The following is a 26,470-nucleotide window of genomic DNA, read 5'->3' as shown; positions in this document are numbered from 1 at the left end:
CGAAGGGGAGGTTGAAAACGTGAGTTCTGTAGCAAAAAAACAGGGGATGGGTGCTGTCATATGGGATTATTTAACGACAGTAGACCATAAAAAGATTGCCATTCTCTATTTAATTGCAGGTGGATTGTTTTTTGTAATAGGCGGAATAGAAGCTCTATTTATTCGCCTTCAATTAGCGATTCCTAACAACGCTTTTCTTGTTGGGGATGCTTATAATCAAGTATTAACGATGCACGGTACAACAATGATTTTCCTCGCAGCTATGCCACTCGTGTTTGCATTTATGAACGCCGCTGTACCACTTCAAATTGGTGCACGTGATGTAGCGTTCCCGTTTTTGAATTCACTCGGATTTTGGTTATTTTTCTTTGGTGGAGTATTTTTAAATTTAAGTTGGTTTTTAGGTGGAGCACCTGATGCAGGATGGACATCTTATGCATCTTTAGCTTTAGCCTCTAAAGGTCATGGTGTTGATTTCTATGTACTCGGCTTGCAAATCTCAGGTATTGGTACATTAATTGGAGGTATTAACTTCCTTGTAACCATTATTAATATGCGGGCGCCAGGAATGACGTACATGCGTATGCCGATGTTTACGTGGACGACATTTGTAACATCTTCGCTTATATTATTCGCTTTTCCGCCGTTAACTGTAGGATTAGGACTTTTAATGTTAGATCGTTTATTTGGAACAAGTTTCTTTAATCCGGCATTGGGCGGGAATACAATTATATGGGAGCATTTATTCTGGATTTTCGGTCATCCAGAAGTATACATTCTTATACTCCCAGCTTTCGGAATATTCTCAGAAATCTTCGCGACATTTTCGAAAAAACGATTGTTTGGTTATTCATCGATGGTGTTTGCGACTGTATTAATTGGATTTTTAGGATTTATGGTATGGGCGCACCATATGTTTACTGTTGGACTTGGTCCAGTTGCTAATGCTATTTTCTCGGTCGCAACAATGGCGATTGCGGTTCCAACTGGTATCAAAATATTCAACTGGCTCTTTACAATGTGGGGCGGAAGTATTCGTTTTACGACACCAATGATGTGGGCAGTAGCTTTCATTCCATCATTCGTAATGGGTGGAGTTACAGGGGTTATGCTAGCATCTGCACCAGCTGATTATCAATTTCATGATAACTATTTCGTAGTAGCGCATTTTCATTATGTAATCGTTGGCGGTGTTGTATTTGGTTTACTTGCAGGAGCTCATTATTATTGGCCACTGATGTTTAATAAAGTATTAAATGAAACATTAGGAAAGATAACGTTCTGGCTATTCTTTATCGGCTTCCATTTAACGTTCTTTATTCAGCATTTCCTTGGCTTGATTGGTATGCCACGCCGTTACTACACATATCTTGAAGGGCAAGGGTTGGAAATGGGGAATATGATTAGTTCCATCGGAGCGGTGTTTATGGCTCTTGGAACGATTGTTCTTCTATTCAATGTAATTAAAACGACAGTATCAAAAGAAAAAGCTGGTCGTGATCCGTGGGATGCACGTACATTAGAATGGACAATGCCAGCACCGACACCAGAATATAACTTTAAACAATTACCATTTGTTCGCGGATTAGATCCGTTTTGGATTGAAAAACGTGAAGGTAATAAAGAGATGACAGCAGCGGAACCAGTTGGTGATATTCATATGCCAAATCCTTCGTTTTCACCATTTGTCATTTCTTTCGGATTGTTTATAGCGGCATTTGGTGCGATGTATATGCAGGGCGGAAAAGATAAGTTCTGGTTATTAGTAGCAATTATTGGTTTAATCATTACATTTGGCGCAATGTTCCTACGTTCAGTAATTGATGATCATGGGTATCATATTCATAAAGAAGATTTAGAGGATAAGGGGGGCAAGGCATAATGCATGTAGATGAAAAATTAACGAATGAAACATTTCCAGCAGAGCCTGAAAAAGCAACCCTTGAAGGGAAAAATAAGTTTGTCGGTTTTTGGTTATTTCTTGGAGGCGAAACAGTGTTGTTCGCTTCCTTATTCGGAACATATTTAGCGTTAAAGAATTCTACAAATGGTGGACCAACATCTCAAGAGATGTTCCAAATGCCACTCGTTTTCATTATGACGATGCTTTTATTAACGAGTAGCTTAACGAGTGTATATGCGATGTATCACATGAAAAACTTTAACTTTAAGAAAATGCAGCTTTGGTTACTAGTAACAGTATTGCTAGGTTTAGGGTTTTTAGGGTTTGAGATATATGAGTTTTATCATTATACACATGAATTTAAGCATACTATGAGAAGTAGTGCGTTTGGCTCTGCGTTTTATGCTCTTGTTGGTACACATGGACTCCACGTATTGTTTGGGTTATGTTGGATTCTAACATTAATCTTTAGAAATGCGAAGAGAGGTCTAAATTTATACAATGCACCGAAGTTTTATGTTGCATCGATTTATTGGCACTTTATTGACGTAGTTTGGGTGTTTATTTTCACTGTAGTATATTTAATGGGAATGGTGGGATAAACAATGGCGATAAAGCAAACGAATAATCCTAAAGTTGATCTTGTTTATCGGAAGAGAAAAAGTGCGGAGGAAATGAGGCATCAAGTTATTACGTTTGCATTAATGATTTTTTTAACATTAGTTGCATTTGTAGCGGTGGCGCATCCAAAAACTTTTAGTCCGATTTTCTCTGTACCGTTTATTTTACTATTAGCAGTGGTACAAGTAATTTTTCAATTGTATTATTTTATGCATATGAGTCATAAAGGACATGAAGCAGCAAGTTTCTTTCTTTACTCTGGTCTGCTAATAGGGTTAATTACAATTTTAGCTTTTATGACAATCGTGTGGATTTGAAAAGTGAAAAATAAGGGAGCTTGTGTTGTCACAGCTCCCTCTTCATATTATGAGATAACCTTACGAAGGTAGGTGTGAAAATGAGTAACTTGTGGATATTTGGTTTTCAGGCTTTATGGAGTCCAATCTTTTTATTATTTATGCTTTCGATTCTTATTGGGTACTTCTTAATTATTGGGCCATATAGAATGCGATTTGAAAATGCGACGAAGGTAAGTAAGAAGCAAATTTTTTATTTTACGACTGGTATTGTTCTTTTGTATTTTGTAAAGGGAGGGCCTATTGATTTAATTGGCCATATTATATTTAGTGCTCATATGTTTGAAATGGCAGTCATGTATATTGCAGTTCCACCGTTACTGTTGCTTGGTATACCAATTTGGTTATATCGTTACATTACTTCTTTTAAGTTTGTTCAAATTATATTAAAGGCATTTGCTAAACCGCTTATTGCGTTATTTGTATTTAACGGCCTGTTTTCTTTTTATCATTTACCAGTTGTTTTTGATACGGTAAAACAAAGTCAAATAGCTCATCCTATTTGTCTCGCTATATTGTTTTTTACAGCAATCATGATGTGGTGGCCGATGTTAAATCCATTACCAGAATATCAAACATTAAGTGATATAAAGAAACTTGGTTATATGTTTGCTAATGGCATATTATTAACGCCTGCTTGTGCGTTAATCATTTTTGCGACAGCCCCGTTATTTGCAACGTATACGGATCCGGCTGCTTGGATGAAAGCGATGGAACTATGTGTACCAGCGGGCACTTTATCAGATTTAAATATAACGGGACCAGAATTTTTGCACTGGATGCCAGTCGTACAAGACCAGCAAACTGGTGGTATCATAATGAAAATTGTCCAGGAAATAGTGTACGGTACAATTATAGGCTATGTATTCTTTAGATGGGCACGTAGAGAACGTGAAAAGGATAAGGAGCAGTTGCAACAATTGCCGCCGTATTTACAGACTAAGTAAAAAAAGTGTATGGGATTCCATGCGCTTTTTTTACTTAGTTTTAGCTACCTTAAAAAGATTGAATTTTCTAATTTTTTATGTTAAGTTAGTGTAGGCGTGTACTAAAAGTGGAGATAAAATTTACTACTAGCTTTCATGCGTAATAATTCCATATGTATTGCAAGTTTTTTAGAGAGTTACAAATATATATTGTTATCTTTAATAAACACGAACTATTTTAAGGGGGAGTTTAAATGGGTAGTAGTGGAAGTATGGTAAAGCCGATTAGTGGTTTTTTGACAGCACTAATTCAATATCCAGTACCAGTAGTAGAATCGCGTGCAGACATTGATAAACAAATTCAACAAATCATAAAAACAATTCATTCGACCAAATCAGGTTACCCTGGTTTAGAATTGATAGTATTTCCTGAATATAGTACACAAGGGCTCAATACAAAAAAATGGACTACAGAAGAATTTTTATGCACAGTGCCTGGGCCAGAAACAGACTTATTTGCTGAGGCATGTAAAGAATCTAAAGTATATGGTGTTTTTTCAATAATGGAGAAAAATCCTGATGGTGGAGAGCCATATAATACAGCAGTTATTATTGATCCACAAGGTGAAATGATTTTGAAGTATCGTAAGCTAAATCCTTGGGTGCCAGTCGAGCCTTGGAAAGCTGGAGATTTAGGCTTACCTGTTTGTGATGGACCTGGAGGAAGTAAATTAGCTGTTTGTATTTGTCATGATGGCATGTTCCCTGAAGTATCTCGTGAAGCGGCCTATAAAGGTGCAAATGTCTTAATTCGTATTTCTGGATATAGTACACAAGTTAGTGAACAATGGATGCTAACCAATCGTTCAAATGCATGGCAGAATTTAATGTATACATTGTCGGTAAACTTAGCGGGTTATGATGGCGTATTTTATTACTTTGGTGAAGGACAAGTATGTAATTTTGATGGGACTACTTTAGTACAGGGACATCGAAATCCTTGGGAGATTGTTACTGCTGAAGTATATCCAGAACTAGCAGATCAGGCTAGATTAGGATGGGGATTGGAAAATAATATATATAATCTAGGTTCAAGAGGATATGTAGCAACTCCTGGTGGGGTGAAAGAAAATCCATATACGTTTGTAAAAGATTTAGCTGAAGGTAAATATAAGGTTCCTTGGGAAGATGAGATTAAAGTAAAAGATGGATCTATTTATGGATATCCAGTAAAAAAAACGATTCATTCTTAGGGAAGGGAAATAAAACAAGCGCATCATATTGATGCGCTTGTTTTTGTTAATCAATAATTTGAAATTCTTTTAACTCTTTTTCGACATTTTGTAGGAGTTGTTCGCTTTTTTGAAGTACATTCGTTGGGAAAGTCTCATCATCACCATATTCAACGCCGTGAGGATAATAATGTTTTCCTAATAAGGGGGGAAGTAGTTTTACTTCAGCGTGTCTACTGCCAATGTCACCTTCAACAGCAACTCCTTGCACTCGTAAATAATAAACATCCTTTAATATTTCAAATTTATAATCGTATGTAACTCGCTCATAATCCCACTGTCCGGCAAGTACGAAGTGGTTGTTTTCCATGATTTCAGTTAAAAGAGTTAATTCAACGACGGCTCCATTAAATTGCGTATTTGTAAATTGCATATAATACCTCCTTTTTTAATGTTACACCATTATTTTTATAATAGTATGAATAATAAGAAAGTGCAATTCATATTGAGAGAAAAGGGATAATCCAGACTTTTTTCACAAAAATATGATATAGTGAAAAGAGTACGGTACACACAAAAAGAAAGAAAAGGATTTGTGTATATCTCAATTTTATGTTTTGTTCAGGAGGTATATCGTTTGAAGAAATTATTGCGTATCGTAATGATTACATTTTTAATTTTAGCTGTTGATTTATACGGGAAATTACTCGTTTCACAATATATATTAACCCCATCTCAATCAAAGCAAGAAAATAAAATTGTGAAAAAGAAAAAGCAAATTAAGGAAGACTCCTCAGACACTGTTTTAAATATGATTGGTGAAGACTCTGAAAACTTATTAGCGAAGTGGGGAGAACCCTCTCGAATAGAGCCATCTGCATACGGATATGAATGGTGGGTATACAACCAGGATTTAACTCAGTATGTTCAATTTGGAGTTTCTGAACGTAAAGTTGTAACGGCATACGCAGCTGGTGAACAAGTTAAGGTTCCACCTTATTATATAAATGAAAAATATGAAGAAGTATATAAAAAAAGTCCGCTTTCGCATGAAATTTCATTAAAAAGAGGGAAAAATAGTTATCAATTTGAGCTATCTGATACCGAAGTCATGGAACAACCATTAATACCTGTAGAAGATGGATGGGCGCAATTGTATTTTGATCAATTTACACATGAGCTTATTGGTGTTCGTTATATGGATGATGAAACTTTATTACGCCAAAGACCGTATCAGCTCGTTTATTCAGGTGAATTAATAGCAGAACAACCATTGACTCCAGAAAAAATAAAACAAGTAGAAAATGGGAATATGCAACAAATTTTTGATTTAACAAATATCATTCGAAGTCGTCATAAATTACCATTATTAACATGGGATCAGGAAACAGCAGATGTTGCTGTTGGTCACAGTAAAGATATGAAAGACAATAATTATTTTTCTCATGACTCACCTACATTAGGTACACTAGGAGATCGTTTGCAGCGCGGGAAAGTAGGATTTCAACTTGCTGGTGAGAACATAGCGGCGCAACATAGTGATGGAATTGCGGCAGTGCAAGGTTGGTTAAATAGTGAGGGGCATAGAAAGAATTTATTAAATGAACAATTTACAGGATTAGGTGTTGGTGTATACGATAAATTTTATACACAAAACTTTATTCGAAAATAAAGTGAAATTGTAAGCGGTGGGGTGTTAACATCACCAAATTAGTTACTTCGTATTCACTGAATTGTAGGTGGGAATCTGACCGTATGCAAATAGCAGAAAAAAAGGTGCATGAATCGTCTAAAAATAGGCGAACCATGCGCCTTTTTTTTCTTACTATATAGTAGATATACATGGAGAGGTGAGGATTATGCCAACAACAAAAGGACCGTTACATCCATCGGTTCAACAGTTTAAAGAATTTGTAAACCATCACCCTAAAATGGTTCATGAGGTTAGAAGTGGTCATAAAACATGGCAACAATTTTATGAAGAATGGTACTTACTTGGTGAAGAAGATCCAATATGGGCAACTTATAGACCGGATGGAGCGCCTGCGTTTTCTTCGGTAAAAGAAAATAAAAAAGAAAAAGATAATCGAACTGAAGAGGAAAAAACTGCTGATGTGATGGGGCAAATGCTTTCTTTTTTTAAAAAGTTGGACGTGGAACAAATGCAGAACCATTTAGCCAATGTGACGAGTGCAATCGGGAGCGTGCAACAAGTTATTCAGCAATTTCAAGGTAACCGTACGCAGCAAGAGCAAAGTACTTCAGAAAATAACCCATTTTTCTTTCAAAAGGATTAGGGGGAAAGATGATGAGAGCAGAAATTATGGAGTTTATAAAGGCTGATGAGGATTTATCTCGCTATATTAGAGAGCAACCGTACTGGTATAGAAAATTAACACGAAATCCTGAAGAAAAAGAGGCTTTTGAGTTAGCGGCGATGCAACATTTCAAAAAAACAATACCAGATAAAGTGGAAAAGTTTCAAAATCAATTGGCCGTTGCTTCGATCATGATTGATATGTTTCAGTATATGAAGCAACAAAATGCAACCTAATTGGAAGTGAAAAATATGTCCGTCATGCAGAACTTTTGTTACAATAGAGGTTGATTATTTAAAAAGGAGTTGCAGCATGACGGAAATTTGTTTAGTACGACATGGACAAACTGATTGGAATTTTCAAGAAATTATTCAGGGGCGAGAAGATATTCCGCTTAATGAAGTTGGTAAGAAGCAAGCGAGTCAGAGTGCAGCTGCTTTACAAGAAGAAACGTGGGATATCATTATAAGTAGCCCGTTAATTAGAGCGCAAGAAACGGCTAATGAAATTGCAAAGACAGTTGGATTACAATCGATTTTATTAGATGAGCGATTTGTTGAACGGAATTTTGGAGAAGCTTCAGGGAAGCCGGTTGCGGCTGTTAGAGAGTTGATTGCTGAAGGTAAAGTAGAAGGTATGGAGCGAGATGAAGAGATTGTAGCTCGTTGCTTTGCTGCTTTAGAAGATGTTGCGACAACTCATTTTGGCAAACGTATTATTATTGTTGCTCACTCACACGCGATAAAAGCGATTTTACATGCTATTGAACCAGATGAAATTACATTTAAGACACCATTAAAAAATGCGTGTATTAGTTATGTGAAACAAAATAGTGGAAAGTGGGATGTTCTTAAATATAATATAGCGGAACATATTAATGTATAAGTGTGTACGGATATAGTGTAAAAATAGTTTCATTATATCTTTCTTTTGAGTAAGTCACTTCAATTAGTAGTTCTAATCTAAATGTGGTATGATGGATACTCGGAGGTGTCTCTCATGATTGTAGCGACGCTAGAAAGCGTATTAATATTAGATAAGGCAGAGCAGCTTGCAAAAGCGATTATCTGTTCAGATATAGCAGAAGATTATCGTAAGTATTATAGAGAATTACATGAAGATATGGAACTTCAGACGCTCATTCAGCAATTTACAGCGATGAAAGAACGGTATGAGGAAGTACAGCGTTTTGGAAAATACCATCCTGACTATACTACCGTGTCAATGAAAATGAGAGAATTAAAGCGTTCTGTGGACTTACATGATAAGGTTGCAGCTTTTAAAAGAGCAGAAACTGCTTTGCAGAAGTTATTAGACGAAGTTAGTGTAGCAATCGGTTCGGAAGTGTCTTCTTCCATTAAAGTGCCAACAGGAAATCCATTCTTTGATGCTGGTGGCTGTGGTGGAGGTTGTGGTACTGGCGGAGGTTGTGGTTGTAAAAAAACGGGGTGATGTACCCCGTTTTTTAGAAGTTGGAAGAAAACGTATACAGAGTTTGTCCTGTAATGTTATAAATTTCTGATTGGTTTTCATAGAATATAAAATATATGTTTTTAAAAGGAGAAGATGGAGAAGATTATGTTCGGGCAACGACAAAGTATGATTGTTTATTTACATTCATTGAAACATGCCAAGATTTTAAGGAAATATGGTAACATACATTACATATCAAAACGATTAAAATATGCTGTAGTATATTGTGATATGGAACAAATTGAGCATATGATGCATAAGTTGAACAAACTTCCTTTTGTGAAAAAGATAGAACAGTCGTATCGCCCGTATTTAAAAACGGAATTTGAAAATTCGCGTCCTGATCGAGCAAAAGAATACGATTATAGCTAATAGAAAAAATCCCCGGCTAAATTTAGCCGGGGATTTTTCACTTGAAATAACGTGTTATTTCATCGGAGGAATGAAATTGTTCATTCGTAAAATACCAATTAAATGATTAAAAAATAGTTCTTTTTCTGGGAAAGTTGTAGATGGTTTTACAGTAAAGGTAGCCACTTTTTTTCCGAGTTGTTCTGCCGTTTCTTCAAATAAAATGACACGTTTACTTTTTTTATTTTCAAATACAGGAATGCCTTCACGACATATGTATAATGGTTGGAAATCACCAGTAGTAGTTGGTTTTAATATTACAACAAGCGAACATACTTTTTTATCGTTTTTTATCGTTTCAAATTGTAACATATGTGCTATACGTTCTTGATTTGTTTTGGCAATTTCAAGTAATTCATATAAATCAGAGTAGCCTTCTCCAAGTTCTATAAAGCGTTGAATCATATCTTTTCCTCCTCTTTCTTTTACTGTACCATTTCACTTTTTAAATGAAAAGCACACAAAGAAAAAAAACCCTGCATAGCAGGGCCCTTCTTATACTAGCATGTACTAGTAAGAAGGCAAAGGGAGAGGAGAAACCGGAGGAAGAACTTATGGGGAAACGTAAGTCTTCTCCGCGGTTGGCAACAACATCGAAGGTGATGTTGTTATAATTATTTATGTCCAATCTAAATGAAGATATACATAATGAAATTAAATTTTATGTTGGGCTTTTTATTTTTCTTTTTTTTATTTTGTGATAGGATAAAAAAGATAAAGTGGAACTAATATACATATTGGGTTCATATTAGTGAATGATGAGATGAATACATAAAAATAACGAGAGGTTATTTGAGGCCGAGTTTTCCTATAGTTAGGTGAATGTGGTTTGTTAACGGTTACCGAAGTGGGAATGGCTTTCTATAATCGCTCGATAGATTGAAATAAAGGTAGTGACAACAGATGAGAGTAGTTTCAGGAAAATGTAAAGGACACCCACTTAAAGCGGTTCCTGGTAATACAACACGTCCAACGACAGATAAAGTAAAAGAATCTATTTTTAATATGATAGGTCCTTATTTTGATGGTGGTATCGCCCTTGATTTATTTGGTGGTAGTGGTGGTCTTGGAATTGAGGCTTTGAGCAGAGGGATTGATAAAGCAATTTTTGTTGATCGGGATAGTAAAGCGATAAAAGTAATTCATCAAAATTTAGAAAGTTGTAGAGTACAGGAACAAGCTGAAGTATATCGAAATGATGCTGAACGTGCAGTAAAGGCGCTAATAAAACGTGAAATGTCATTCGATCTTATATTGATAGATCCTCCATATAAAGAGCAAAAAATTGTATCTTTAATTAGTATAATGGATCAACATGGATTGCTACATAGTGATGGATTAATTATGGCAGAGCATGGTAATGATGTAGTTTTACCTAATTCAATAGGAAGGCTTGTAAAAGTACGAGCTGAGAATTATGGGATTACTGCAATATCGATTTATAAGTATGAAGGTGAGGGGACAGAATGACAAGTATAGCTATTTCTTCAGGAAGTTTTGATCCAATTACCCTTGGGCATCTGGATATTATTAAAAGGGGAGCAAAAGTATTTGATGAGGTGTACGTAGTCGTTTTAAACAATTCATCAAAAAAACCATTCTTTTCAGTTGAAGAGCGATTAGAATTAATTCGAGAAGCGACAAAGGATATCCCGAATGTAAAAGTAGATTCGCATAGTGGGCTATTAGTAGAGTATGCAAAAATGCGTAATGCAAATGCAATATTACGTGGTTTACGAGCAGTTTCTGATTTTGAATATGAGATGCAAATTACTTCTATGAATCGAAAATTAGATGAAAATATTGAAACATTTTTTATTATGACAAACAATCAATATTCATTTTTAAGCTCGAGTATTGTAAAAGAAGTTGCGAGGTATGGAGGAAGTGTAGTAGATCTTGTACCTCCTATTGTAGAACGTGCTTTAAAAGAAAAGTTTCAAACCCCGTTAAAGTGAACGGGGTTTTTCTTTATATGTGCGCAATAATAATAAAATAACATATAAGTATAGACAAAATAATGTGAAAATTGGTCCATAATGTATAAAAGATGTCCAAATTTCATGTAGTATAGAAGGATGCTCGGATAAAAATACAGGAATATCTTTTGGTATAGGCGAGAAAGAACTCACTTTCTCATAAAATGGTGTCCAAAATACAAATGTAAAAATAGGGGCAAGAATACTTTGAATAATTCGTGCGAAAAAATAGGGTTTAAATCGGATATCTGTTTCAGCTAATATGCTAGCAACTTGTGCCTGAATAGAAAGACCACTAAATGCTAAAATGAAGCTTGTTACCATAGCTTGTTGTAAGAGCGGTGTTTCATTTATTTGACTAATCATTTGGCTTCCGAGTGTCATTTCGAAAATACCTGATAATATAGGTATACTAAAATCTGTACTTAGTTGGAAGAATGATAAAATATGTTGCATAATAAAAGAAAGAGCTGCTGTAATGTGAAATACAGTAATCATTTTATTTAACACAGAGAATAAAATAATAAATCCGCCAATCATAAGTAATGTTTGAATAGAAGAAACAATGGCATCCCCAAGTAATTTACCAATTGGTCTTTTTTCTTGTAAGCGTGTCTCGTGAAGGATTAAAAAAGGGTTTTGAAAGCGACGTTTTTTTGTAGTGTGTGTATTAATTTTGTAAGCGGTATTATCGCCGTAAAAACGCATAATTAATCCGACAGCAAAGTTACTGAAATAATGGGCAGCGGCTAATATAATTCCTAATTTCGGATTATTAAAAAAACCGATAGACACAGCACCGAAAATAAAAAGTGGATTAGAAGAATTTGTGAAAGAAACGAGGCGCTCCGCTTCAATCTGAGTTAAAAGATTGCTTTTTCGTAGTCTAGCGCTTAATTTGGCGCCTGCAGGGAAACCAGAAGCCATTCCCATCGCCCAAACAAATCCGCCTATCCCTGGAACGCGAAAAAGTGGGCGCATGAGTGGTTCTAATATAACGCCAATAAATTTTACAACACCGATACTAATTAGAAGTTCCGCAATGATGAAAAACGGTAGTAGTGAAGGGAATACAACTTCCCACCATATATTTAACCCGCGAATAGAAGCTTGCAAAGCGGCTTGGGGGTGGAGTACAAGAGAAAAGGTTAAAAATAGCGTTGATATGGTAAGGAAAGCGGTTTTCCATTTTTCATACATGTAAGTAAATCCCCCTTTGTCCCAAAAAACGTTCATTTCAGTATACGTGGATACGTAGTGAATTTAGACCATAAGTATGAAAAAGGAATGAAAAAAATTAAAGGGTGAGAAAAATGAAAGAACCAAAGATTGGTTTAGCACTTGGGTCTGGAGGAGCGAAAGGGTTTGCTCATATTGGTGTAATAAAGGTTTTAAGGGAAGCGGGTATCCCTATTCACATGATTGCAGGAAGTAGTATGGGGGCGCTAATAGGTACGTTTTATGCGGCAAGTAGTAACGTTGAAAGATTGTATAAATTGGCATCTGTTTTTAAGCGGAAGTATTATTTAGATTTCACGGTACCGAAAATGGGATTTATTGCTGGAAAACGTGTCAAAGATATGATTAAAATGTTTACATATAATAAAAATTTAGAAGAGTTAGATATCCCGACGGCTGTTGTGGCTACTGACATATTGAAGGGGGAAAAAGTGGTTTTTACAAGTGGGCCAGTTGCAGATGCGGTGAGGGCTAGCATATCTGTTCCTGGAGTGTTTGTACCAGAAAAAATAGATGGAAGATTATTAGTGGATGGTGGAGTCATTGATCGCATCCCAGTATCGGTTGTGAAAGAGTTAGGGGCCGATATTGTTATCGCTGTTGATGTATCTCCAATTAAGGTAAATGGCGATGTTACGTCCATTTATGACGTAATCATGCAAAGTATTGAAATTATGCAGCATGAGCTTGTAATGAATCGGCAAATTGCATCGGATTTAATGATGCGACCAGCTGTAGAGCAATTTAGTTCACGTGCTTTTACAAACATTGAAGACATTATTCGAGTTGGAGAAGTAGAAGCAGAAAAACATATTTCAAATATTTATTTATTAATTGAGCAGTGGAAGGAGAAACATAATGTTTAAGCGTTTTCGGTTTATATATGCAATCTTAATAGGGGTTATATTGGCGATGTTACTTGTTTACGTACGTTTACCGTATTATATAACAAAACCAGGAATGGCTGCCAAATTAGAGCCTTATGTTCAAGTTGAGGGTGGAACGAAAGAATCTGGTGATTTTATGCTTGTTACGGTTTCAATGGGACCAGCAAATGTGGTGAATTTAATAGCGGCACAGTTTAATAAATATACACATATTTCGAAAGCGGAAGAAATATTGCAAAAAGGTGAGAGTGATGAAGAATATCAATTTCGCCAAAATTATGCGATGAAAGATTCACAAAATGCAGCGATTTATAATGCATATAAACGTGCAAATCGCTCAGTATCTTTTGAAAATAAAGGTGTATTAGTTGCTGGTGTGGCAAAAGGAATGCCGTCAGAAGGAAAGCTTAAGCTTGGTGATGTTATTATAGCTGTTGACGGAAAAACATTTGAAAAGACGGAGCAATTTATTGAATATATGACAGGGAAAAAAGAAAATGATGCTGTAAGTATTGAGTACATGAGGAATGGAAAACAATTGAAAGAGAATTTAAATGTAAAGACGATTCCTAATGGGAATGGACGTGTCGGTATAGGTGTTTCTATCGTTACGGAAAGAGAATTAGTGGTCGATCCGAAAGTGAAAATTAATTCTCATGAAATTGGTGGACCATCCGCAGGTTTAATGTTCACATTAGAAATATATAATCAACTTGTGGAAGAAGACTTAACGAAAGGACATGAAATAGCTGGAACAGGTACAATTAATGAAAAAGGAGAAGTGGGCCCGATTGGTGGTATAAATCAAAAAGTGGTGGCTGCTAGCGATGCTGGGGCTGAAGTGTTCTTTGCGCCAAATGAAAAAGGTGCGGAGAAATCGAACTATAAAGATGCACTTGAGACTGCAAAGGATATTAAAACAAAAATGAAAATTGTACCAGTGGATACGCTGGATGATGCGTTAACATATTTAGAAAAGATGGATAAGGAAAAAACCTCTCTGAAATAGAGAGGTTTTTTATAGGAATTTTGTAGTTGTTTCATCATAGCGAATAGGATGGTGTGTTATATCCTGTTTTAATAGTTGTGTGCGTAACGGTTCGTGCATGATGGAGAAATATACAGAGTTTGCTTTTTTCTCTATATCTAAAGCGGCATGGTCGAATGTTTTTGTATGAGTAAGGATTGGAAGTTCGATTTTTTTCTTATTTTTTGAAAGGTAAGTTTGTCCTTTTTGTGACATGCCTAGCAGGCGAATATATGGTGCGTGTTGTTCTATATTTGCGCTACGTATATCCTCTTTTGTTGTGTTTGTTAAAATGTGTGTACAAGCTCTTTGTAATCTAGTCCATGTATAACGTTTTGTTTTTAATGCTTCCATGAATGAATAGAAGGAGGAACTGTTTTGTATTTTTGATAAAATACGATGCTCTAAACCTTCTTCTATTTCATATATATGTCGTAAGTCCCCTGGAGACATCGTCATGAGTCTATATTTAAAAAATGAAAAGTATTGTTCCCAATTATGTAATATCCCGTAGTTTTGTTTGTAATTTGCTAAAAGCGAAGTGGTTGCCTGTGGGAGAAAAGGTTCAATTGTTGTAAATGATCCTTCTTCGCTAAAGAGTTGTTTTCGGATGCTTGTCGCGCTTGCAATATGTTGGTCATTAAATGTTTCATCATGATAATGAGAGGCAAATCTTTTTATAGTTTGAGCTTGTATAGAGCTATTTTGTGACAGAATTGCTTTCATATATTGGAAGCCTAAAATATTATTTGGTTGTGACATATCTATGTTTTTTTCAGATGTTAAAATGTGTGAGAAAGCATCCGATGTTGCTTTTGCATAACTATTACCAGCGTCCATGAATTGTTTTACAAGGCAGTTAAAAGTCTCTTCTTCGTTTTTTTGTATGGAGATGGTATTATAAAAATTTTCGATTTGTCCATCCTCACTACCGAAACAAATTTCGGAAACACGTAGGGCATTTAAAATGGAAATAGCACCATTTGCGAAGGTTTCAGCCTTTTGTGTTGCAAAGACGTATGGAAGCTCTACAACAAGGTCTACGCCGTTTGCTAAGGCCATTTTAGTGCGATACCATTTGGAAATGAGTGCGGGCTCACCACGCTGTAAAAAAGGACCACTCATAACGGCAATTATTATATCGGATTGTGTTAACTTTTTTGTCTGTTGCACATGATAAAGATGACCGTTATGAAAAGGGTTATATTCAACAACAATACCACCAGCTTTTATGGTAATCTCTCCTTTCGATGTAGCATCTTTTTGAAAAACGTGATACTCTATATATTATTTACTATGATGACTTCATTATAGTGTAAAGAAAAAACATTGACAAATATAAAATGGCTAGCTATAATTTTGTTTGTTGCCTTGAGGTGATATGATATGAAATGGTCCATCCATCAATTGAATAAATTGAGAAATAAAGGATTGACATTGGATGAGATGGTAGATGTAAGTGAGCTAAAAGAGGTCGAGAAAGATATTCGTGAAATTAATCCTGTTCATGTAACGGGAAGAGTTGATTTTGGCTCCGGTAAGTTTACGTTTCATCTACATATAACTGGAAGCATGGTTTTACCATGTTCTCGCTCTTTAGTAGATGTGACATTACCATTTGACATTAAAACAACTGAGGTGTTCCAAACTTCACAAGAAGAATTTGAAACTGAAGCTGAAATTCATTCTTTAGAAGGAGAAGTACTTGACTTACTGCCCGTAATCAAGGAAAATATACTTTTGGAGATTCCAATGCAAATTTTCAGTGATGATGTTTCTGGTGGAGCACCGACGCAAGGTCAAGACTGGCAAGTGATTTCGGAAGAAGACAAAGAAAAGACTGTTGATCCAAGATTGGCAGGACTTGCAAAGTTTTTTGACAAATAATCGGAAGACTGGTTCAGGCCTTCATATGAAAATAACTATTTCTTTTAAGGAGGTGGGAAGAATGGCTGTACCTTTTAGAAGAACTTCTAAAACAGTAAAAAGAAAGCGTCGTACGCATTTCAAATTATCAGTACCTGGTATGGTAGAGTGCCCAAGCTGTGGTGAAGCGAAATTAGCTCACCGTGTATGTAAAGCATGCGGTACTTACAAAGGTAAAGAAGTAATCAGCAAGTAATTGCGGGAAAATAAACGCAGAAGATATCTTCTGCGTTTATTTTTTTTTGTCTTAATCTTTAGTTGTTGTATTCTATCTTTTCTAGTAACTGCATATGCTTAATAAAAAATGCATAGGGAGGACTAGAGAGATGGCGACAACAAGACAAGATGCTTGGACTGATGATGAAGATTTGCTTCTGGCAGAAGTAGTACTCCGGCATATTCGAGAAGGTGGAACACAACTTTCTGCCTTTAAGGAAGTGGGAAAAAATTTATCTCGTACACCAGCAGCATGTGGGTTTAGATGGAATTCTTACGTAAGAAAGCAATATAAAGAACGTATTGAGGAAGCAAAGCAACTTCGTAAAGTAGAACATTATGAAGTGAAAGAGACAAAGGTGTTAGAACCTACGTCAATTACGTTGAATGATGTTATTGATTTCTTGCAAAATTATAAAGATGAAAACTCTTTAACGGTGTTGCAACAACAAGTTGAATCATTACAAACAGAAAGAGAGCGCCTTCTGGAGCGATTATCAGTATATGAAGAAGAGTATAGAACATTACTTGATTATATCGATCAAAAAAGAAGTGTAATGGTAGCGGAAAGAAACAATGCTCGCTCGAATGAGAAGTTAGAGAAGCTTAAGAAATAAAAAACAGCTGTTATACAGCTGTTTTTTTATTTTTTAAGCCGATTCTTCGTTTGTAACCGCATTCAAATTTGTTTCTGGATGCCAAATATAAAAATCACCATCAGTTACTGATACGGGGTTGAAATTTAATTTATCCCAAAAACCAGCTGAATGAATACGTGCTATTGTTTTAATAGGAAATTGCATTTGTTTCGCATGATTTACAAGCATTTGCCCGAATCCTTGTTTTTGAAAAGTTGGTAATACTTCAAGTTTATAAAGTTCTAGGTAAGGACCTGTAATTTCGAATGGTTCTCCGCCGTTTCTTTTCATATATAGACTCATACGTGCGATTAGTGATCCACCATAATAAATGCCATAAAATGGAGATTCACTGTCGTTTTCAATAATGTTTGCTTGCAATTCTTCCAGCATAGATAGTTCCTGGGCTCCGCACCCTTTAAATTTTTTGAATTCATCTAACGTTTTATAATTGATGAGCAAGCGCTCAACTTTTGGGAATCCCATTACATCACATCCTTTTGTTATCTTGTTGAATGCAGAAAAGTAAAAATATTTACAATAATATTATAACTCATTTTTTTATTTTTATGAAGAAGATAGTATATTTCTTTTATTATTTTTTTGAGGATTTGCTAAACTAAGAGTATAAGTGTATTAATAGGCAGTATTATACATAGCGAAAAAAGAGAGTGTATTTGTTTGACAGAGGACAACGAAATTATAGGGCGTGCTCATGTACTTTAAAAAGATATAAAAAGGAGGGGAGGCAAGGGCGCTTAATGTGAATCCCTTGTGTGAAAATGAAAATTGGAATTGTCGGACCAGGTGCTATTGGTCTATTGTATACATTTTATTTACAAAAAAGTAACCAAGATGTTACGTTGTTTACAAGAACGGCTAAGCAGGCTGAAGAGTTGAATGAAACAGGTGTAACTTGTATTAGAGATGGAAGATGTGAAACAGTATATCCATCTGTTTTACCGATAGAAAGTATGGTAGCACAAAATTTAGATTATATATTTATTTCTGTGAAGCAATATCATATAGATGACGTACTACCGTTTGTGGAAGGGGCATCATCATTAATCTTTTTGCAAAACGGAATGTCGCATCTTCAAAAGATGCTGAAAATAGGGAGTGAAAATATAGCTGTTGGTATTGTAGAACATGGTGCGAAAAAAGAGGGAGGGCATATCGTTCATCATACTGGGATAGGGGTAACAAAATTTGGAGTGGTTTGTGGTCAATCTATACATTTCAAGAAAATATTCCGTTATTTTCCTGTTACTTATTTTCCAGTTCAAATAGAAACGGATTGGGAAGAGATTATGCACAAAAAATTAGTAGTAAATGTATGTATCAATCCATTGACAGCACTATTGGGAGTTAAGAATGGTGAATTAATCACGAATCGTTTTTTTTATCAAATGATGGAGCAAGTGTTTCAGGAGGTCGCATTTCTTATTAGAGGAGAAAAAGAAATGGTATGGCAAATGGTACGAAATGTGTGTGAAGGAACGTCTCGTAATACATCCTCTATGTTAGCGGATGTAAGAGCGAATAGACAGACGGAAATTAATGCGATTGTTGGATATGTATTAGAAGAAGCTAAGAAACAGCAACTACCAGTTCCGACACTTCAATTTTTGTTCGATGCAATAAAAGGTTTAGAAACAAGAGTATAAGTGTTATTCTTTGCTTTTACGTGAAACATTGACTACAATGTGGATTGGTGAGAGAACTGGATACGAAAGGAAGAATTATATGGAGATAAAAGAAATCTCTGTTCCGCAACAAGGTGTTGTAGCGGACTATATGAACGGTAAAAAAGAGATACAGTCATGTTTTGATTATATGTTAACAGAAGATGCTTTTAAACAACGTTTACATGATTTGCGTGAAAGGGAGTTTTTCCGCCAAGATTTAGTAGCGCATTTATTAGAATATAATACAAAATTACAAGCGGGAGAATCTACACTTCAAAATGTAAAAGCGCTTGGAGATGAAAATACATATGTTGTTATAGCTGGACAACAAGCAGGGTTATTAACTGGACCGCTTTATACAATTCATAAAGTTATTTCAATTTTACAGCTTGCAAAGGAAAAGGAAGAAAGTTTAGGAGTTAAAGTTGTCCCTGTCTTCTGGATTGCGGGTGAAGACCATGATATGGATGAGATTAACCATACTTTTGTAGCGAAAAATAAAAAGATGAAAAAAACTATTTTTTATGACCGTAATCCGAAAAAGGCGAGTGCTTCTGAGTCTGAACTTTCTGTTGAAGATTGTAGAAATTGGATTGAAGAGATTTTTAAAACATACCCAGAAACAAATTTTACAAAGGATGTATTAAAATTTGTTGATGATGCTTTGAAAAAATCGAATACGTATGTAGATTTCTTTGCTCATCTTATTACGAAAATCTTTGCTAATTCTGGTTTAATCCTTGTTGATTCACATCATCCTGAATTAAGAAAGTTAGAAATTCCATTTTTCAAGCGAATTATAAGTAAGTATAAAGAGGTACAAGAGGGGCTTCGTAATCAGCAAGAAGTAATTAAAGAACTAGGATACAAACCGATTATTGAAACGAAGTCTCATGCAGTGCATATATTCATGGAAATAGATAATGAACGAGTATTGCTTGAAGATCAACAAGGTAAGTTTGTTGGAAAGGATGGGGCGCATTCCTTTTCATACGAAGAGTTGATTGAAGAGATGGAGAGAAATCCGGCACGTTTTAGTAATAATGTTGTAACACGTCCTCTTATGCAAGAGTATGTATTTCCTACGCTCGCATTTATTGGAGGTCCAGGAGAATTAGCTTATTGGAGTGAATTACAACAAGTATTCCATACTGTCGGTTTTCAAATGCCACCTGTCGTTCCTCGTCTTACAATTACTTATGTGGAGAGAGATATAGCGACGGATTTATTTGATTTGCAATTGAGAGAAAGTGATCCGTTTTTAAATGATGTCGATAAATTGCGTGAAAACTGGTTGTCTAATCAAATAGAGGAACCGATTGATGATCATTTTGAAAAGGCGAAAAAAGAAATTGCCGATATTCATACATCTTTACAGCAATTTGTAAAGAAAATAGAGCCAGGGTTAGGTGCGTTTGCAGGGAAAAACGAATTGAAAATTAATGAACAAATTGAACTGCTGGAAAGAATGTTGAAAAGAAATGTTGAGAAAAAGTATGAGGTTCAGCTAAATAAATTCCGCCGTATACAATTCGCACTTCGTCCATTAGGTGCACCGCAAGAACGTGTGTGGAATGTATGTTATTATTTAAATCAGTTTGGTTTGGATTTCGTTGATCGTGTAATGGAAAACCCTTTTTCTTGGGACGGAAAACATCATGTTATAAAACTATAAAATCTTGCTCTTTGGAGCAGGATTTTATTTTTATTCCGTTGAATTTACTGTGAAGTGATTTTTTTCTGAATTATCAATCAAAAAGTGTTAAATATGGCAATTGTGTTGGATACTTAAATATATGACAAAATAGCACAAAATGTAAACGTATTATTCGCTTTTTCGACAGTTTTTTATTTAAATTCCCGCAAAAGATGATAAAATTTAGTATATAATAAAAGAAAATAGCGATTTGTATAGTATGTTGCCTTTGTTGGTAAGTTAAATGAGTCGTTCTTTCGTATTATTTCATTCTCTAAGCGTGAAATATGTGTTTAGAGGAAGGGATACATTCAACATAATTAATTGGAAAAAGAGTAGGTGCAACAATGTTTAAACACGTAACAGTGCTTTTAAAGGAAACAGTAGACGGCTTAGATATAAAGCCAGATGGTACATATGTAGATTGTACACTGGGGGGAGGAGGACATAGTTCTTATTTATTATCCCAATTAACTGAAGGTGGAAAATTAATAGCGTTTGATCAAGATGAGATAGCGATTCAAAACGCGAAAGAAAAGTTCTCTTCATACGGTGAACAGTTTATAACAGTAAAGAGTAACTTCCGTTATTTAGCTGAAAAACTGCAGGAAATAGGTATAACAGAAGTAGACGGTATTTTATTTGATTTAGGTGTTTCATCCCCACAATTAGATACACCAGAACGAGGCTTTAGTTATCATCATGATGCACCGCTAGATATGCGGATGGATCAAGATGCCCCATTAACAGCGTACGATGTTGTAAATAGCTGGTCATATGAACAACTTGTAAGGATTTTCTTCCAATACGGTGAAGAGAAATTTTCAAAACAAATTGCAAGAAAAATTGAAGCTTATCGTGAGAATAAAGCTATTGAAACGACAGGAGAATTAGTAGAGCTAATTAAAGAAGGTATTCCGGCTCCTGCTCGTAGAACGGGTGGGCATCCTGCTAAGCGAGTGTTTCAGGCAATTCGTATAGCTGTAAACGATGAATTAAAAGTATTTGAAGAAGCATTGGAATCTGCTATTGAGATGGTTAAGCCAGGTGGAAGGGTTAGTGTTATAACATTCCATTCATTAGAAGATCGTATTTGTAAAACAACGTTTAAGCGAAATAGTACAACGCCACAATTGCCTCCAGGATTACCGATTATTCCTGATGAATTTAAGCCGAAATTAAAGCTTATTACAAGAAAACCGATTTTACCTTCTGATATAGAGCTAGAAGAAAATAATCGTGCGCGTTCTGCGAAGTTGAGAATCGCTGAAAAACGATAAAAGGGAGAGAGAGGTATGACTAATTTAGCTGTAAAGTACAAACAACAAGCGCAAGAAGAGGTGCAAATTCAAACGCCCCCACAGCAGATGGCTAAGCCGAAGGTTAAAGCGAAAATTACAAGAATCGAAAAACTGTTGTATGTAGCGTTTATTGGCTTTTTATTGTATGCCTGTGTCGCGTTTATTGGAAATAAAGCAGGCCTTTATCAAGTTAATGTAGAAGCAGCGACGATAGAAGAAAAAATTGTACAGCAGCAAAAAGAAAATCAAGAATTACAAGCTGAAGTAGAGAAGTTAAGTCGCTATGAACGAATCGCTGAAGTTGCAAAAAAACATGGGCTAGAAATTAATGCGAATAATGTGAAAGGCCTCAAATAAGGCAATAGGTGTGAAGGAACGATGAAGAAGAATATGACTAAATTTCATACCAATAAGGGAGCAGGTTATTTTATGATATTTTTCCTCCTGCTCTTTTTGCTGTTATTAGCCCGATTTTTTTACATACAATCAACAGGAACCGTTCATAATCAGGATTTAGATGCACTTGCTAAACAAAAGCATAGTAAAAAAGGAGTTCTTGAAGCGAACCGAGGAACCATTTATGATCAAAACGGTCATGTGTTAGCGCAAGACGCAAACTCTTACAAAATGGTAGCTGCACTAAAAGGTGCTAACTCAGTTGAGAATAAAGAAGATACTGCAAAGAAAATTGCAGGAGTACTTGGAAAAGGCGAAGAGGATATTTTAGCTTCTTTAAACAAGGAAGGTAGAAGTCAAGTCGAATTTGGAACGTTAGGCAAGGATTTGACGAAAGAAAAGAAGGAACAAATAGAAGCGTTGAAGTTGCCGGGAATATCTTTTATTACAGAAAATGCAAGGGTGTATCCAAACGGTGATTTTGCATCTTACGTTATAGGTCATGCAAAACCAAATGAGAATGGAACCTCGGTAGGTCAATTTGGCATAGAGAAAAGCTTGGATAAATACTTAAGTGCTTCGAACGGAGAAGTAGCATATACAGGTGATCGTAAAGGTGTGTCCCTTGATGGGGGAAAAGTTAATGTAAAGGCACCTAAAAATGGAGATAATGCTTATTTAACAATTGATCAACGTGTCCAAAGTTATTTAGAAGACGCGATGAAAGCAGCAAGTAAGCAATATGAGCCAGAAAGTTTAATAGGGATTGTTGCAGATCCGAAAACTGGGAAAATATTAGCGATGTCTACTAAACCTAGTTATGACCCTAATGATCGCCAAATTAAATATTTCTTCAATGACGCGATTGCCAATGCATTTGAACCTGGATCAACAATGAAAATTTTTACGTTAGCGGCAGCTATTAATGAAGGTGTGTACAAAGGACAAGATTATTATCAATCCGGGACATATCAAGTCGGAAATAGGAAAATAAAAGATCATAATGGCGGTGCTGGTTGGGGCTCTATCACGTTTGATGAAGGGGTAGAGCGTTCTTCAAACGTAGCGTTTGCAATTTTAGGAGATCAAAAACTTGGTCCAGAACGTTTCCGAAAATATATTCATAGTTTTGGATTAGATGAAAAAACGAACATTGATTTATCAGGTGAAGGATCGAATACAATTTTATTTGATCAGCAAATACAACAAGTGACAACAGCTTTTGGACAAGGTTCCACTGTAACACCAATTCAGCTTGTACAAGCTGCAACGGCCATTGCAAATGATGGGAAAATGATGAAACCTTATGCAATTGATAAAATTGTAGATCCGATAACAGACAAAGTAAAATTAGAACATAAGCCAGAAGAAGTAGGAAAACCTGTTACAAAGGAAACAGCAGCGCAAGTAAGACAGTTATTAGAACGTGTTGTTACATCTCCGAAAGGTACAGGGACAGCTTATAAAATTGATGGATATTCAGTTGGTGGTAAAACAGGTACAGCGCAAATTCCGGATGGAAAAGGCGGCTATATGACAGGAAGACAGAATTATATATTCTCATTCTTAGGTATGGCACCAATGGACGATCCACAACTTGTCGTGTATGTAGCTGTTAAACAGCCGAAATTAAAAGATGATGAGAACGGCGCACAACCTTTAGCTGATATTTTTAAATATGTAACAAAAAATAGTTTAGAGTATTTAAAGATTAAGCCAAATGAAGTGAAAGATCCGAAAAAACATCTGAAAGAACAACAAACTACTGTTCCAGATGTAACTGGTAAAACGATGGCTGAAGCGGGGAAAGCGATTGATAAAGCAAAACTTCGTCCAATCGTACTAGGTGAAGGGAAAGTACAGCAACAAGTACCAAAAGCGACTGAACAAACATTAAAAGGCGACCGAGTCTTCTTGGTAGGAGATAAGCCTACAATGCCAAATATACAAGGATGGGCACTGCGTGATGTTATGAATTTAGCGAAGACATTACAGCTTAACTTGAAACCTTCTGGTACAGGATACGTAACAGAACAAAGTGTGGCGGAAGGAACATTATTACAACCTGGTACAGAATTAGGTGTCACACTCGTACCGCCACTCGAACCACAGCAAGAAGCAGAAAAGCCGTAATGGTAAAAGAGAATAAGTTCTAATTAAATAAGTACAAGCATATATTGGAACAAGCTAGGCGTAAGGGAGGCTTGTTCCGATATGCGTGTATCAAATGTAACAGTTAGAAAACGACTTATTTTTATACTTATATCAGGTATACTTATTTTCACTATTATCGATATTCGTCTTGGATATGTGCAATTTTTTCTTGGGAATATGTTAACGGATCGTGCGAAAGATTCATGGAGTCGTAATATTACTTTTGAACCCGAACGTGGGAAAATTTTAGACCGAAATGGTGTGGAACTTGCCACGAATAAAAGTGCTCCAACTGTCTTTGTTGTACCGAGGCAAATTGAAAAACCAGCAGAGACTGCAGAGAAGTTAGCTGCAGTATTAGGTGTGGAAAAAGATGAGATTTATAAAAGGATTACAAAAAAAGAATCGATTGTAAGGTTAGATAAAGGCGGAAGGAAAATATCACATGACAAAGCGAAAGAAGTACGAGGATTAAGTTTGAAGGGCGTGTATATCGCAGAGGATTCTATCCGGTACTATCCATTTGGAAACTTTTTATCACATGTATTAGGTTTTGCAGGTAGCGATAACCAAGGTCTTATGGGACTAGAAAAATATTATGATAAAGAGCTAAATGGGGACAAAGGTCATGTGCGTTTTTTTGCAGATGCGAAAGGACAAAGGATGCCTAATGTTGGTGATGATTTCAAAAAGCCAGAAGCTGGTTTAAATTTAGGATTAACAATCGATGCGCGTATTACAAGGATTATGGAAAGAGAAATGAATATTGCGGAGTCAACTTATAATCCTGACGGTATGATTGCGATTGCAATGAATCCTAAAAATGGTGAAATTTTAGGTATGTCTAGTCGACCGAGTTTTGACCCAGCGGATTTTCAAAGTGTCTCTCCAGAAGTGTATAACAGAAATCTACCTGTATGGAGTACGTATGAGCCTGGTTCAACATTTAAGATCATTACATTAGCTGCAGCATTGAATGAAAATTTAGTAGACTTAGAGAAGGATACGTTTTATGATGATGGAGCAGCTGAAGTAGGTGGAGCTAGATTGAAATGCTGGAAAGCAGGAGGTCATGGCAGTCAAACGTTTTTAGAAGTCGTTCAAAACTCATGTAACCCGGGATTTATTGAACTTGGTGATCGCCTTGGTAAAGACCGATTATTTAAATACATTCGTAATTTTGGTTTTGGGCAGAAGACTGGAATTGACTTGCAAGGTGAAGGCAGTGGGATTTTATTTAATTTAGATAAAGTTGGTCCAGTAGAGCAAGCAACAACTTCATTCGGCCAAGGGGTTTCTGTTACACCGATTCAACAAGTAGCAGCTGTAGCGGCGGCTGTAAATGGTGGAACATTGTATCAGCCGTATATAGCTAAGGAGTTTATTGATCCGAAAAATAATCAAGTTGTTAGTAAAAAGACACCTGTTGAGAAAAGAAAAGTTATTTCCAAGGAAACTTCAGAAAAAGTTCGTTATGCATTAGAGAATGTTGTAGCGAAAGGTTCTGGTAAAGGTGCTTATATTGATGGATATCGTGTAGGTGGAAAAACGGGTACTGCTCAAAAGGTGAAAGATGGTAAATATTTAGAGAATAATTATATAGTATCTTTTATCGGATTTGCTCCAGCGGATGATCCAGAGATTGTTGTGTATGTTGCTGTTGATAATCCAAAAGGGGTTACACAGTTTGGTGGAGTGGTAGCAGCTCCGATTGTCGGGAATATCCTTCGAGATGCGCTTCCTGTTATGGGAGTGAAACCGAGAAAAGAACAAGTTGAGAAAGAATATAAATGGGGCGATACACCAACTGTGGAAGTTCCGAATTTAATTGGAATGAAAAAGAAAGACTTACAAACACAACTCGTCGATTTGAAGCTTGATATAAGTGGAGATGGAGAGAAAGTAATTAAACAATCACCAGAAGCGGGAGCTAAAGTAAAAGAAGGCTCAAAAATTAGAATTTACTTCGGGAATTAAAGGTAACATAGTACGTTTTATGGTACAATTGGTGGAAGTGAGTTCTTTATAGAACAGTTACTTAATTTGAGACAGTAAGTGTCTCATTCATAAATAGGTCAGTAGC

General features: G+C 35.9%; 29 protein-coding genes. 24 read left to right on the top strand and 5 right to left on the bottom strand.

The genetic code is table 11. The annotated features are described in order from the left end of the window. The first annotated feature begins 46 nt into the window (after positions 1 to 46). From ctaD to ACTFR3_RS10770, 5 genes are all read left to right on the top strand, one after another. Complete coding sequence (gene ctaD, locus ACTFR3_RS10790) at positions 47 to 1,882, top strand: cytochrome c oxidase subunit I (protein WP_153579316.1); 1,836 nt, start codon at positions 47 to 49, stop codon at positions 1,880 to 1,882. Continuing rightward, entirely contained in the window at positions 1,882 to 2,505 is a 624-nt protein-coding gene (ctaE, locus tag ACTFR3_RS10785) for a cytochrome c oxidase subunit III (RefSeq protein WP_000557861.1), read from the top strand. The genes ctaD and ctaE overlap by 1 nt, the downstream gene beginning before the upstream one ends. Positions 2,506 to 2,508: 3 nt before the next feature. After that, complete coding sequence (gene ctaF / locus ACTFR3_RS10780; RefSeq protein ID WP_440044413.1) at positions 2,509 to 2,841, top strand: cytochrome c oxidase subunit IVB; 333 nt, start codon at positions 2,509 to 2,511, stop codon at positions 2,839 to 2,841. An 80-nt stretch (positions 2,842 to 2,921) separates the two neighbouring features. Further along, on the top strand, positions 2,922 to 3,827 hold the full coding sequence (ctaG, locus tag ACTFR3_RS10775) for a cytochrome c oxidase assembly factor CtaG (RefSeq protein WP_000069023.1): 906 nt from the start codon (positions 2,922 to 2,924) through the stop codon (positions 3,825 to 3,827). A 233-nt stretch (positions 3,828 to 4,060) separates the two neighbouring features. Further along, entirely contained in the window at positions 4,061 to 5,059 is a 999-nt protein-coding gene (locus tag ACTFR3_RS10770; RefSeq protein WP_048538886.1) for a formamidase, read from the top strand. A 46-nt stretch (positions 5,060 to 5,105) separates the two neighbouring features. Here ACTFR3_RS10770 and ACTFR3_RS10765 read toward each other — a convergent pair whose 3' ends face one another. After that, entirely contained in the window at positions 5,106 to 5,471 is a 366-nt protein-coding gene (locus tag ACTFR3_RS10765; RefSeq protein ID WP_001160952.1) for a YugN family protein, read from the bottom strand. Positions 5,472 to 5,675: 204 nt separating this feature from the next. Here ACTFR3_RS10765 and ACTFR3_RS10760 point away from each other — a divergent pair, with 204 nt between their 5' ends. From ACTFR3_RS10760 to ACTFR3_RS10735, 6 genes are all read left to right on the top strand, one after another. After that, positions 5,676 to 6,710, top strand: a complete 1,035-nt coding sequence (locus tag ACTFR3_RS10760; RefSeq protein ID WP_000735375.1) for a CAP domain-containing protein — start codon at positions 5,676 to 5,678, stop codon at positions 6,708 to 6,710. Positions 6,711 to 6,897: 187 nt separating this feature from the next. Next, positions 6,898 to 7,335: a YlbD family protein gene (locus tag ACTFR3_RS10755; protein ID WP_001143346.1), complete on the top strand. Its 438-nt coding sequence runs from the start codon at positions 6,898 to 6,900 to the stop codon at positions 7,333 to 7,335. An 11-nt stretch (positions 7,336 to 7,346) separates the two neighbouring features. Next, positions 7,347 to 7,592: a YlbE-like family protein gene (locus ACTFR3_RS10750; protein ID WP_001200990.1), complete on the top strand. Its 246-nt coding sequence runs from the start codon at positions 7,347 to 7,349 to the stop codon at positions 7,590 to 7,592. Positions 7,593 to 7,668: 76 nt separating this feature from the next. Next, positions 7,669 to 8,241, top strand: a complete 573-nt coding sequence (locus ACTFR3_RS10745; RefSeq protein ID WP_000134946.1) for a histidine phosphatase family protein — start codon at positions 7,669 to 7,671, stop codon at positions 8,239 to 8,241. Positions 8,242 to 8,355: 114 nt separating this feature from the next. Beyond that, positions 8,356 to 8,808 (top strand): YlbF family regulator, encoded by a 453-nt coding sequence (locus ACTFR3_RS10740; RefSeq protein WP_000634366.1) that lies wholly within the window; start codon positions 8,356 to 8,358, stop codon positions 8,806 to 8,808. A gap of 126 nt (positions 8,809 to 8,934) precedes the next feature. Then, positions 8,935 to 9,201: a YlbG family protein gene (locus ACTFR3_RS10735; RefSeq protein ID WP_002082261.1), complete on the top strand. Its 267-nt coding sequence runs from the start codon at positions 8,935 to 8,937 to the stop codon at positions 9,199 to 9,201. 54 nt (positions 9,202 to 9,255) lie between these two features. On the opposite strand, the gene ACTFR3_RS10730 is transcribed toward ACTFR3_RS10735, so the two are convergent. Further along, positions 9,256 to 9,645 carry a DUF7147 family protein gene (locus tag ACTFR3_RS10730; RefSeq protein WP_000616017.1) on the bottom strand — a complete coding sequence of 130 codons (390 nt, stop codon included), beginning with the start codon at positions 9,643 to 9,645 and terminating at the stop codon, positions 9,256 to 9,258. A gap of 498 nt (positions 9,646 to 10,143) precedes the next feature. On the opposite strand from ACTFR3_RS10730, the gene rsmD reads away from it, so the two are divergent. Beyond that, positions 10,144 to 10,710 carry a 16S rRNA (guanine(966)-N(2))-methyltransferase RsmD gene (gene rsmD / locus ACTFR3_RS10725; RefSeq protein WP_001266978.1) on the top strand — a complete coding sequence of 189 codons (567 nt, stop codon included), beginning with the start codon at positions 10,144 to 10,146 and terminating at the stop codon, positions 10,708 to 10,710. Next, a complete protein-coding gene (coaD, locus tag ACTFR3_RS10720) occupies positions 10,707 to 11,198 on the top strand; it encodes a pantetheine-phosphate adenylyltransferase (RefSeq protein ID WP_000200601.1) in 492 nt (163 codons plus the stop codon). Before rsmD ends, coaD begins: the two co-directional genes overlap by 4 nt. Here coaD and ylbJ read toward each other — a convergent pair. Next, positions 11,190 to 12,419, bottom strand: a complete 1,230-nt coding sequence (gene ylbJ, locus ACTFR3_RS10715; RefSeq protein ID WP_440044412.1) for a sporulation integral membrane protein YlbJ — start codon at positions 12,417 to 12,419, stop codon at positions 11,190 to 11,192. The two genes, coaD and ylbJ, sit on opposite strands and share 9 nt — an antisense overlap. A gap of 113 nt (positions 12,420 to 12,532) precedes the next feature. On the opposite strand from ylbJ, the gene ACTFR3_RS10710 reads away from it, so the two are divergent. Further along, the gene (locus tag ACTFR3_RS10710) at positions 12,533 to 13,324 is read left to right on the top strand and encodes a patatin-like phospholipase family protein (RefSeq protein WP_000662588.1); all 792 of its coding nucleotides are present in this window, start codon (positions 12,533 to 12,535) and stop codon (positions 13,322 to 13,324) included. Then, on the top strand, positions 13,317 to 14,354 hold the full coding sequence (locus ACTFR3_RS10705; protein ID WP_000476280.1) for a SepM family pheromone-processing serine protease: 1,038 nt from the start codon (positions 13,317 to 13,319) through the stop codon (positions 14,352 to 14,354). Before ACTFR3_RS10710 ends, ACTFR3_RS10705 begins: the two co-directional genes overlap by 8 nt. A 9-nt stretch (positions 14,355 to 14,363) precedes the next feature. Here the strand turns inward: ACTFR3_RS10705 and ACTFR3_RS10700 are convergent, their stop codons facing one another. Beyond that, positions 14,364 to 15,545 carry a nucleotidyltransferase gene (locus ACTFR3_RS10700; protein WP_002182932.1) on the bottom strand — a complete coding sequence of 394 codons (1,182 nt, stop codon included), beginning with the start codon at positions 15,543 to 15,545 and terminating at the stop codon, positions 14,364 to 14,366. A gap of 213 nt (positions 15,546 to 15,758) precedes the next feature. Here ACTFR3_RS10700 and ACTFR3_RS10695 point away from each other — a divergent pair, with 213 nt between their 5' ends. From ACTFR3_RS10695 to ACTFR3_RS10685, 3 genes are all read left to right on the top strand, one after another. Further along, entirely contained in the window at positions 15,759 to 16,259 is a 501-nt protein-coding gene (locus tag ACTFR3_RS10695) for a YceD family protein (protein WP_000872149.1), read from the top strand. Between the two features lie 61 nt (positions 16,260 to 16,320). Next, positions 16,321 to 16,494: a 50S ribosomal protein L32 gene (gene rpmF, locus ACTFR3_RS10690; RefSeq protein WP_001984764.1), complete on the top strand. Its 174-nt coding sequence runs from the start codon at positions 16,321 to 16,323 to the stop codon at positions 16,492 to 16,494. Between the two features lie 130 nt (positions 16,495 to 16,624). Then, positions 16,625 to 17,131, top strand: coding sequence for an RsfA family transcriptional regulator (locus tag ACTFR3_RS10685; protein WP_000246467.1), 507 nt, complete (start codon positions 16,625 to 16,627; stop codon positions 17,129 to 17,131). A gap of 33 nt (positions 17,132 to 17,164) precedes the next feature. Here ACTFR3_RS10685 and ACTFR3_RS10680 read toward each other — a convergent pair whose 3' ends face one another. Beyond that, complete coding sequence (locus tag ACTFR3_RS10680) at positions 17,165 to 17,638, bottom strand: N-acetyltransferase (protein ID WP_000506694.1); 474 nt, start codon at positions 17,636 to 17,638, stop codon at positions 17,165 to 17,167. A 296-nt stretch (positions 17,639 to 17,934) separates the two neighbouring features. Between ACTFR3_RS10680 and panE the strand changes: the two genes are divergently transcribed. From panE to ACTFR3_RS10650, 6 genes are all read left to right on the top strand, one after another. Next, positions 17,935 to 18,819, top strand: coding sequence for a 2-dehydropantoate 2-reductase (gene panE, locus ACTFR3_RS10675; RefSeq protein WP_002182931.1), 885 nt, complete (start codon positions 17,935 to 17,937; stop codon positions 18,817 to 18,819). Positions 18,820 to 18,898: 79 nt separating this feature from the next. After that, the gene (gene bshC / locus ACTFR3_RS10670; RefSeq protein WP_016125157.1) at positions 18,899 to 20,515 is read left to right on the top strand and encodes a bacillithiol biosynthesis cysteine-adding enzyme BshC; all 1,617 of its coding nucleotides are present in this window, start codon (positions 18,899 to 18,901) and stop codon (positions 20,513 to 20,515) included. 368 nt (positions 20,516 to 20,883) lie between these two features. Further along, positions 20,884 to 21,816 carry a 16S rRNA (cytosine(1402)-N(4))-methyltransferase RsmH gene (gene rsmH, locus ACTFR3_RS10665; protein ID WP_000472508.1) on the top strand — a complete coding sequence of 311 codons (933 nt, stop codon included), beginning with the start codon at positions 20,884 to 20,886 and terminating at the stop codon, positions 21,814 to 21,816. A 15-nt stretch (positions 21,817 to 21,831) separates the two neighbouring features. Then, entirely contained in the window at positions 21,832 to 22,194 is a 363-nt protein-coding gene (ftsL, locus tag ACTFR3_RS10660) for a cell division protein FtsL (RefSeq protein ID WP_000182804.1), read from the top strand. A 21-nt stretch (positions 22,195 to 22,215) separates the two neighbouring features. Then, entirely contained in the window at positions 22,216 to 24,366 is a 2,151-nt protein-coding gene (locus ACTFR3_RS10655; protein WP_000739960.1) for a penicillin-binding protein, read from the top strand. Positions 24,367 to 24,447: 81 nt separating this feature from the next. Further along, the gene (locus ACTFR3_RS10650) at positions 24,448 to 26,364 is read left to right on the top strand and encodes a stage V sporulation protein D (RefSeq protein WP_001266234.1); all 1,917 of its coding nucleotides are present in this window, start codon (positions 24,448 to 24,450) and stop codon (positions 26,362 to 26,364) included. Positions 26,365 to 26,470: the final 106 nt, after the last annotated feature.

Source organism: Bacillus cereus group sp. MYBK14-1, from assembly GCF_051916885.1.
Classification (GTDB): Bacteria; Bacillota; Bacilli; order Bacillales; family Bacillaceae_G; genus Bacillus_A; species Bacillus_A cereus.
Note: the sequence above shows the minus strand (reverse complement) of the source record. Positions and strands in the feature narration are given on the sequence as shown.

Bases quoted from the DNA above. Each gene is read 5' to 3' on its own strand.
- ctaF (WP_440044413.1), top strand. From the start codon at position 2,509: ATGGCGATAAAGCAAACGAATAATCCTAAAGTTGATCTTGTTTATCGG.
- ACTFR3_RS10765 (WP_001160952.1), bottom strand. From the start codon at position 5,471: ATGCAATTTACAAATACGCAATTTAATGGAGCCGTCGTTGAATTAACT.
- ACTFR3_RS10710 (WP_000662588.1), top strand. From the start codon at position 12,533: ATGAAAGAACCAAAGATTGGTTTAGCACTTGGGTCTGGAGGAGCGAAA.
- ACTFR3_RS10705 (WP_000476280.1), top strand. From the start codon at position 13,317: ATGTTTAAGCGTTTTCGGTTTATATATGCAATCTTAATAGGGGTTATA.
- bshC (WP_016125157.1), top strand. From the start codon at position 18,899: ATGGAGATAAAAGAAATCTCTGTTCCGCAACAAGGTGTTGTAGCGGAC.
- ACTFR3_RS10680 (WP_000506694.1), bottom strand. From the start codon at position 17,638: ATGGGATTCCCAAAAGTTGAGCGCTTGCTCATCAATTATAAAACGTTA.
- ACTFR3_RS10685 (WP_000246467.1), top strand. From the start codon at position 16,625: ATGGCGACAACAAGACAAGATGCTTGGACTGATGATGAAGATTTGCTT.
- ACTFR3_RS10655 (WP_000739960.1), top strand. From the start codon at position 22,216: ATGAAGAAGAATATGACTAAATTTCATACCAATAAGGGAGCAGGTTAT.
- ylbJ (WP_440044412.1), bottom strand. From the start codon at position 12,419: ATGTATGAAAAATGGAAAACCGCTTTCCTTACCATATCAACGCTATTT.
- ACTFR3_RS10750 (WP_001200990.1), top strand. From the start codon at position 7,347: ATGAGAGCAGAAATTATGGAGTTTATAAAGGCTGATGAGGATTTATCT.
- ACTFR3_RS10735 (WP_002082261.1), top strand. From the start codon at position 8,935: ATGTTCGGGCAACGACAAAGTATGATTGTTTATTTACATTCATTGAAA.
- panE (WP_002182931.1), top strand. From the start codon at position 17,935: ATGAAAATTGGAATTGTCGGACCAGGTGCTATTGGTCTATTGTATACA.
- coaD (WP_000200601.1), top strand. From the start codon at position 10,707: ATGACAAGTATAGCTATTTCTTCAGGAAGTTTTGATCCAATTACCCTT.
- ctaG (WP_000069023.1), top strand. From the start codon at position 2,922: ATGAGTAACTTGTGGATATTTGGTTTTCAGGCTTTATGGAGTCCAATC.
- ACTFR3_RS10740 (WP_000634366.1), top strand. From the start codon at position 8,356: ATGATTGTAGCGACGCTAGAAAGCGTATTAATATTAGATAAGGCAGAG.
- rsmD (WP_001266978.1), top strand. From the start codon at position 10,144: ATGAGAGTAGTTTCAGGAAAATGTAAAGGACACCCACTTAAAGCGGTT.
- ctaE (WP_000557861.1), top strand. From the start codon at position 1,882: ATGCATGTAGATGAAAAATTAACGAATGAAACATTTCCAGCAGAGCCT.
- ftsL (WP_000182804.1), top strand. From the start codon at position 21,832: ATGACTAATTTAGCTGTAAAGTACAAACAACAAGCGCAAGAAGAGGTG.
- ACTFR3_RS10650 (WP_001266234.1), top strand. From the start codon at position 24,448: ATGCGTGTATCAAATGTAACAGTTAGAAAACGACTTATTTTTATACTT.
- ACTFR3_RS10730 (WP_000616017.1), bottom strand. From the start codon at position 9,645: ATGATTCAACGCTTTATAGAACTTGGAGAAGGCTACTCTGATTTATAT.
- ACTFR3_RS10745 (WP_000134946.1), top strand. From the start codon at position 7,669: ATGACGGAAATTTGTTTAGTACGACATGGACAAACTGATTGGAATTTT.
- ACTFR3_RS10770 (WP_048538886.1), top strand. From the start codon at position 4,061: ATGGGTAGTAGTGGAAGTATGGTAAAGCCGATTAGTGGTTTTTTGACA.
- ACTFR3_RS10755 (WP_001143346.1), top strand. From the start codon at position 6,898: ATGCCAACAACAAAAGGACCGTTACATCCATCGGTTCAACAGTTTAAA.
- rsmH (WP_000472508.1), top strand. From the start codon at position 20,884: ATGTTTAAACACGTAACAGTGCTTTTAAAGGAAACAGTAGACGGCTTA.
- ACTFR3_RS10695 (WP_000872149.1), top strand. From the start codon at position 15,759: ATGAAATGGTCCATCCATCAATTGAATAAATTGAGAAATAAAGGATTG.
- ctaD (WP_153579316.1), top strand. From the start codon at position 47: ATGGGTGCTGTCATATGGGATTATTTAACGACAGTAGACCATAAAAAG.
- rpmF (WP_001984764.1), top strand. From the start codon at position 16,321: ATGGCTGTACCTTTTAGAAGAACTTCTAAAACAGTAAAAAGAAAGCGT.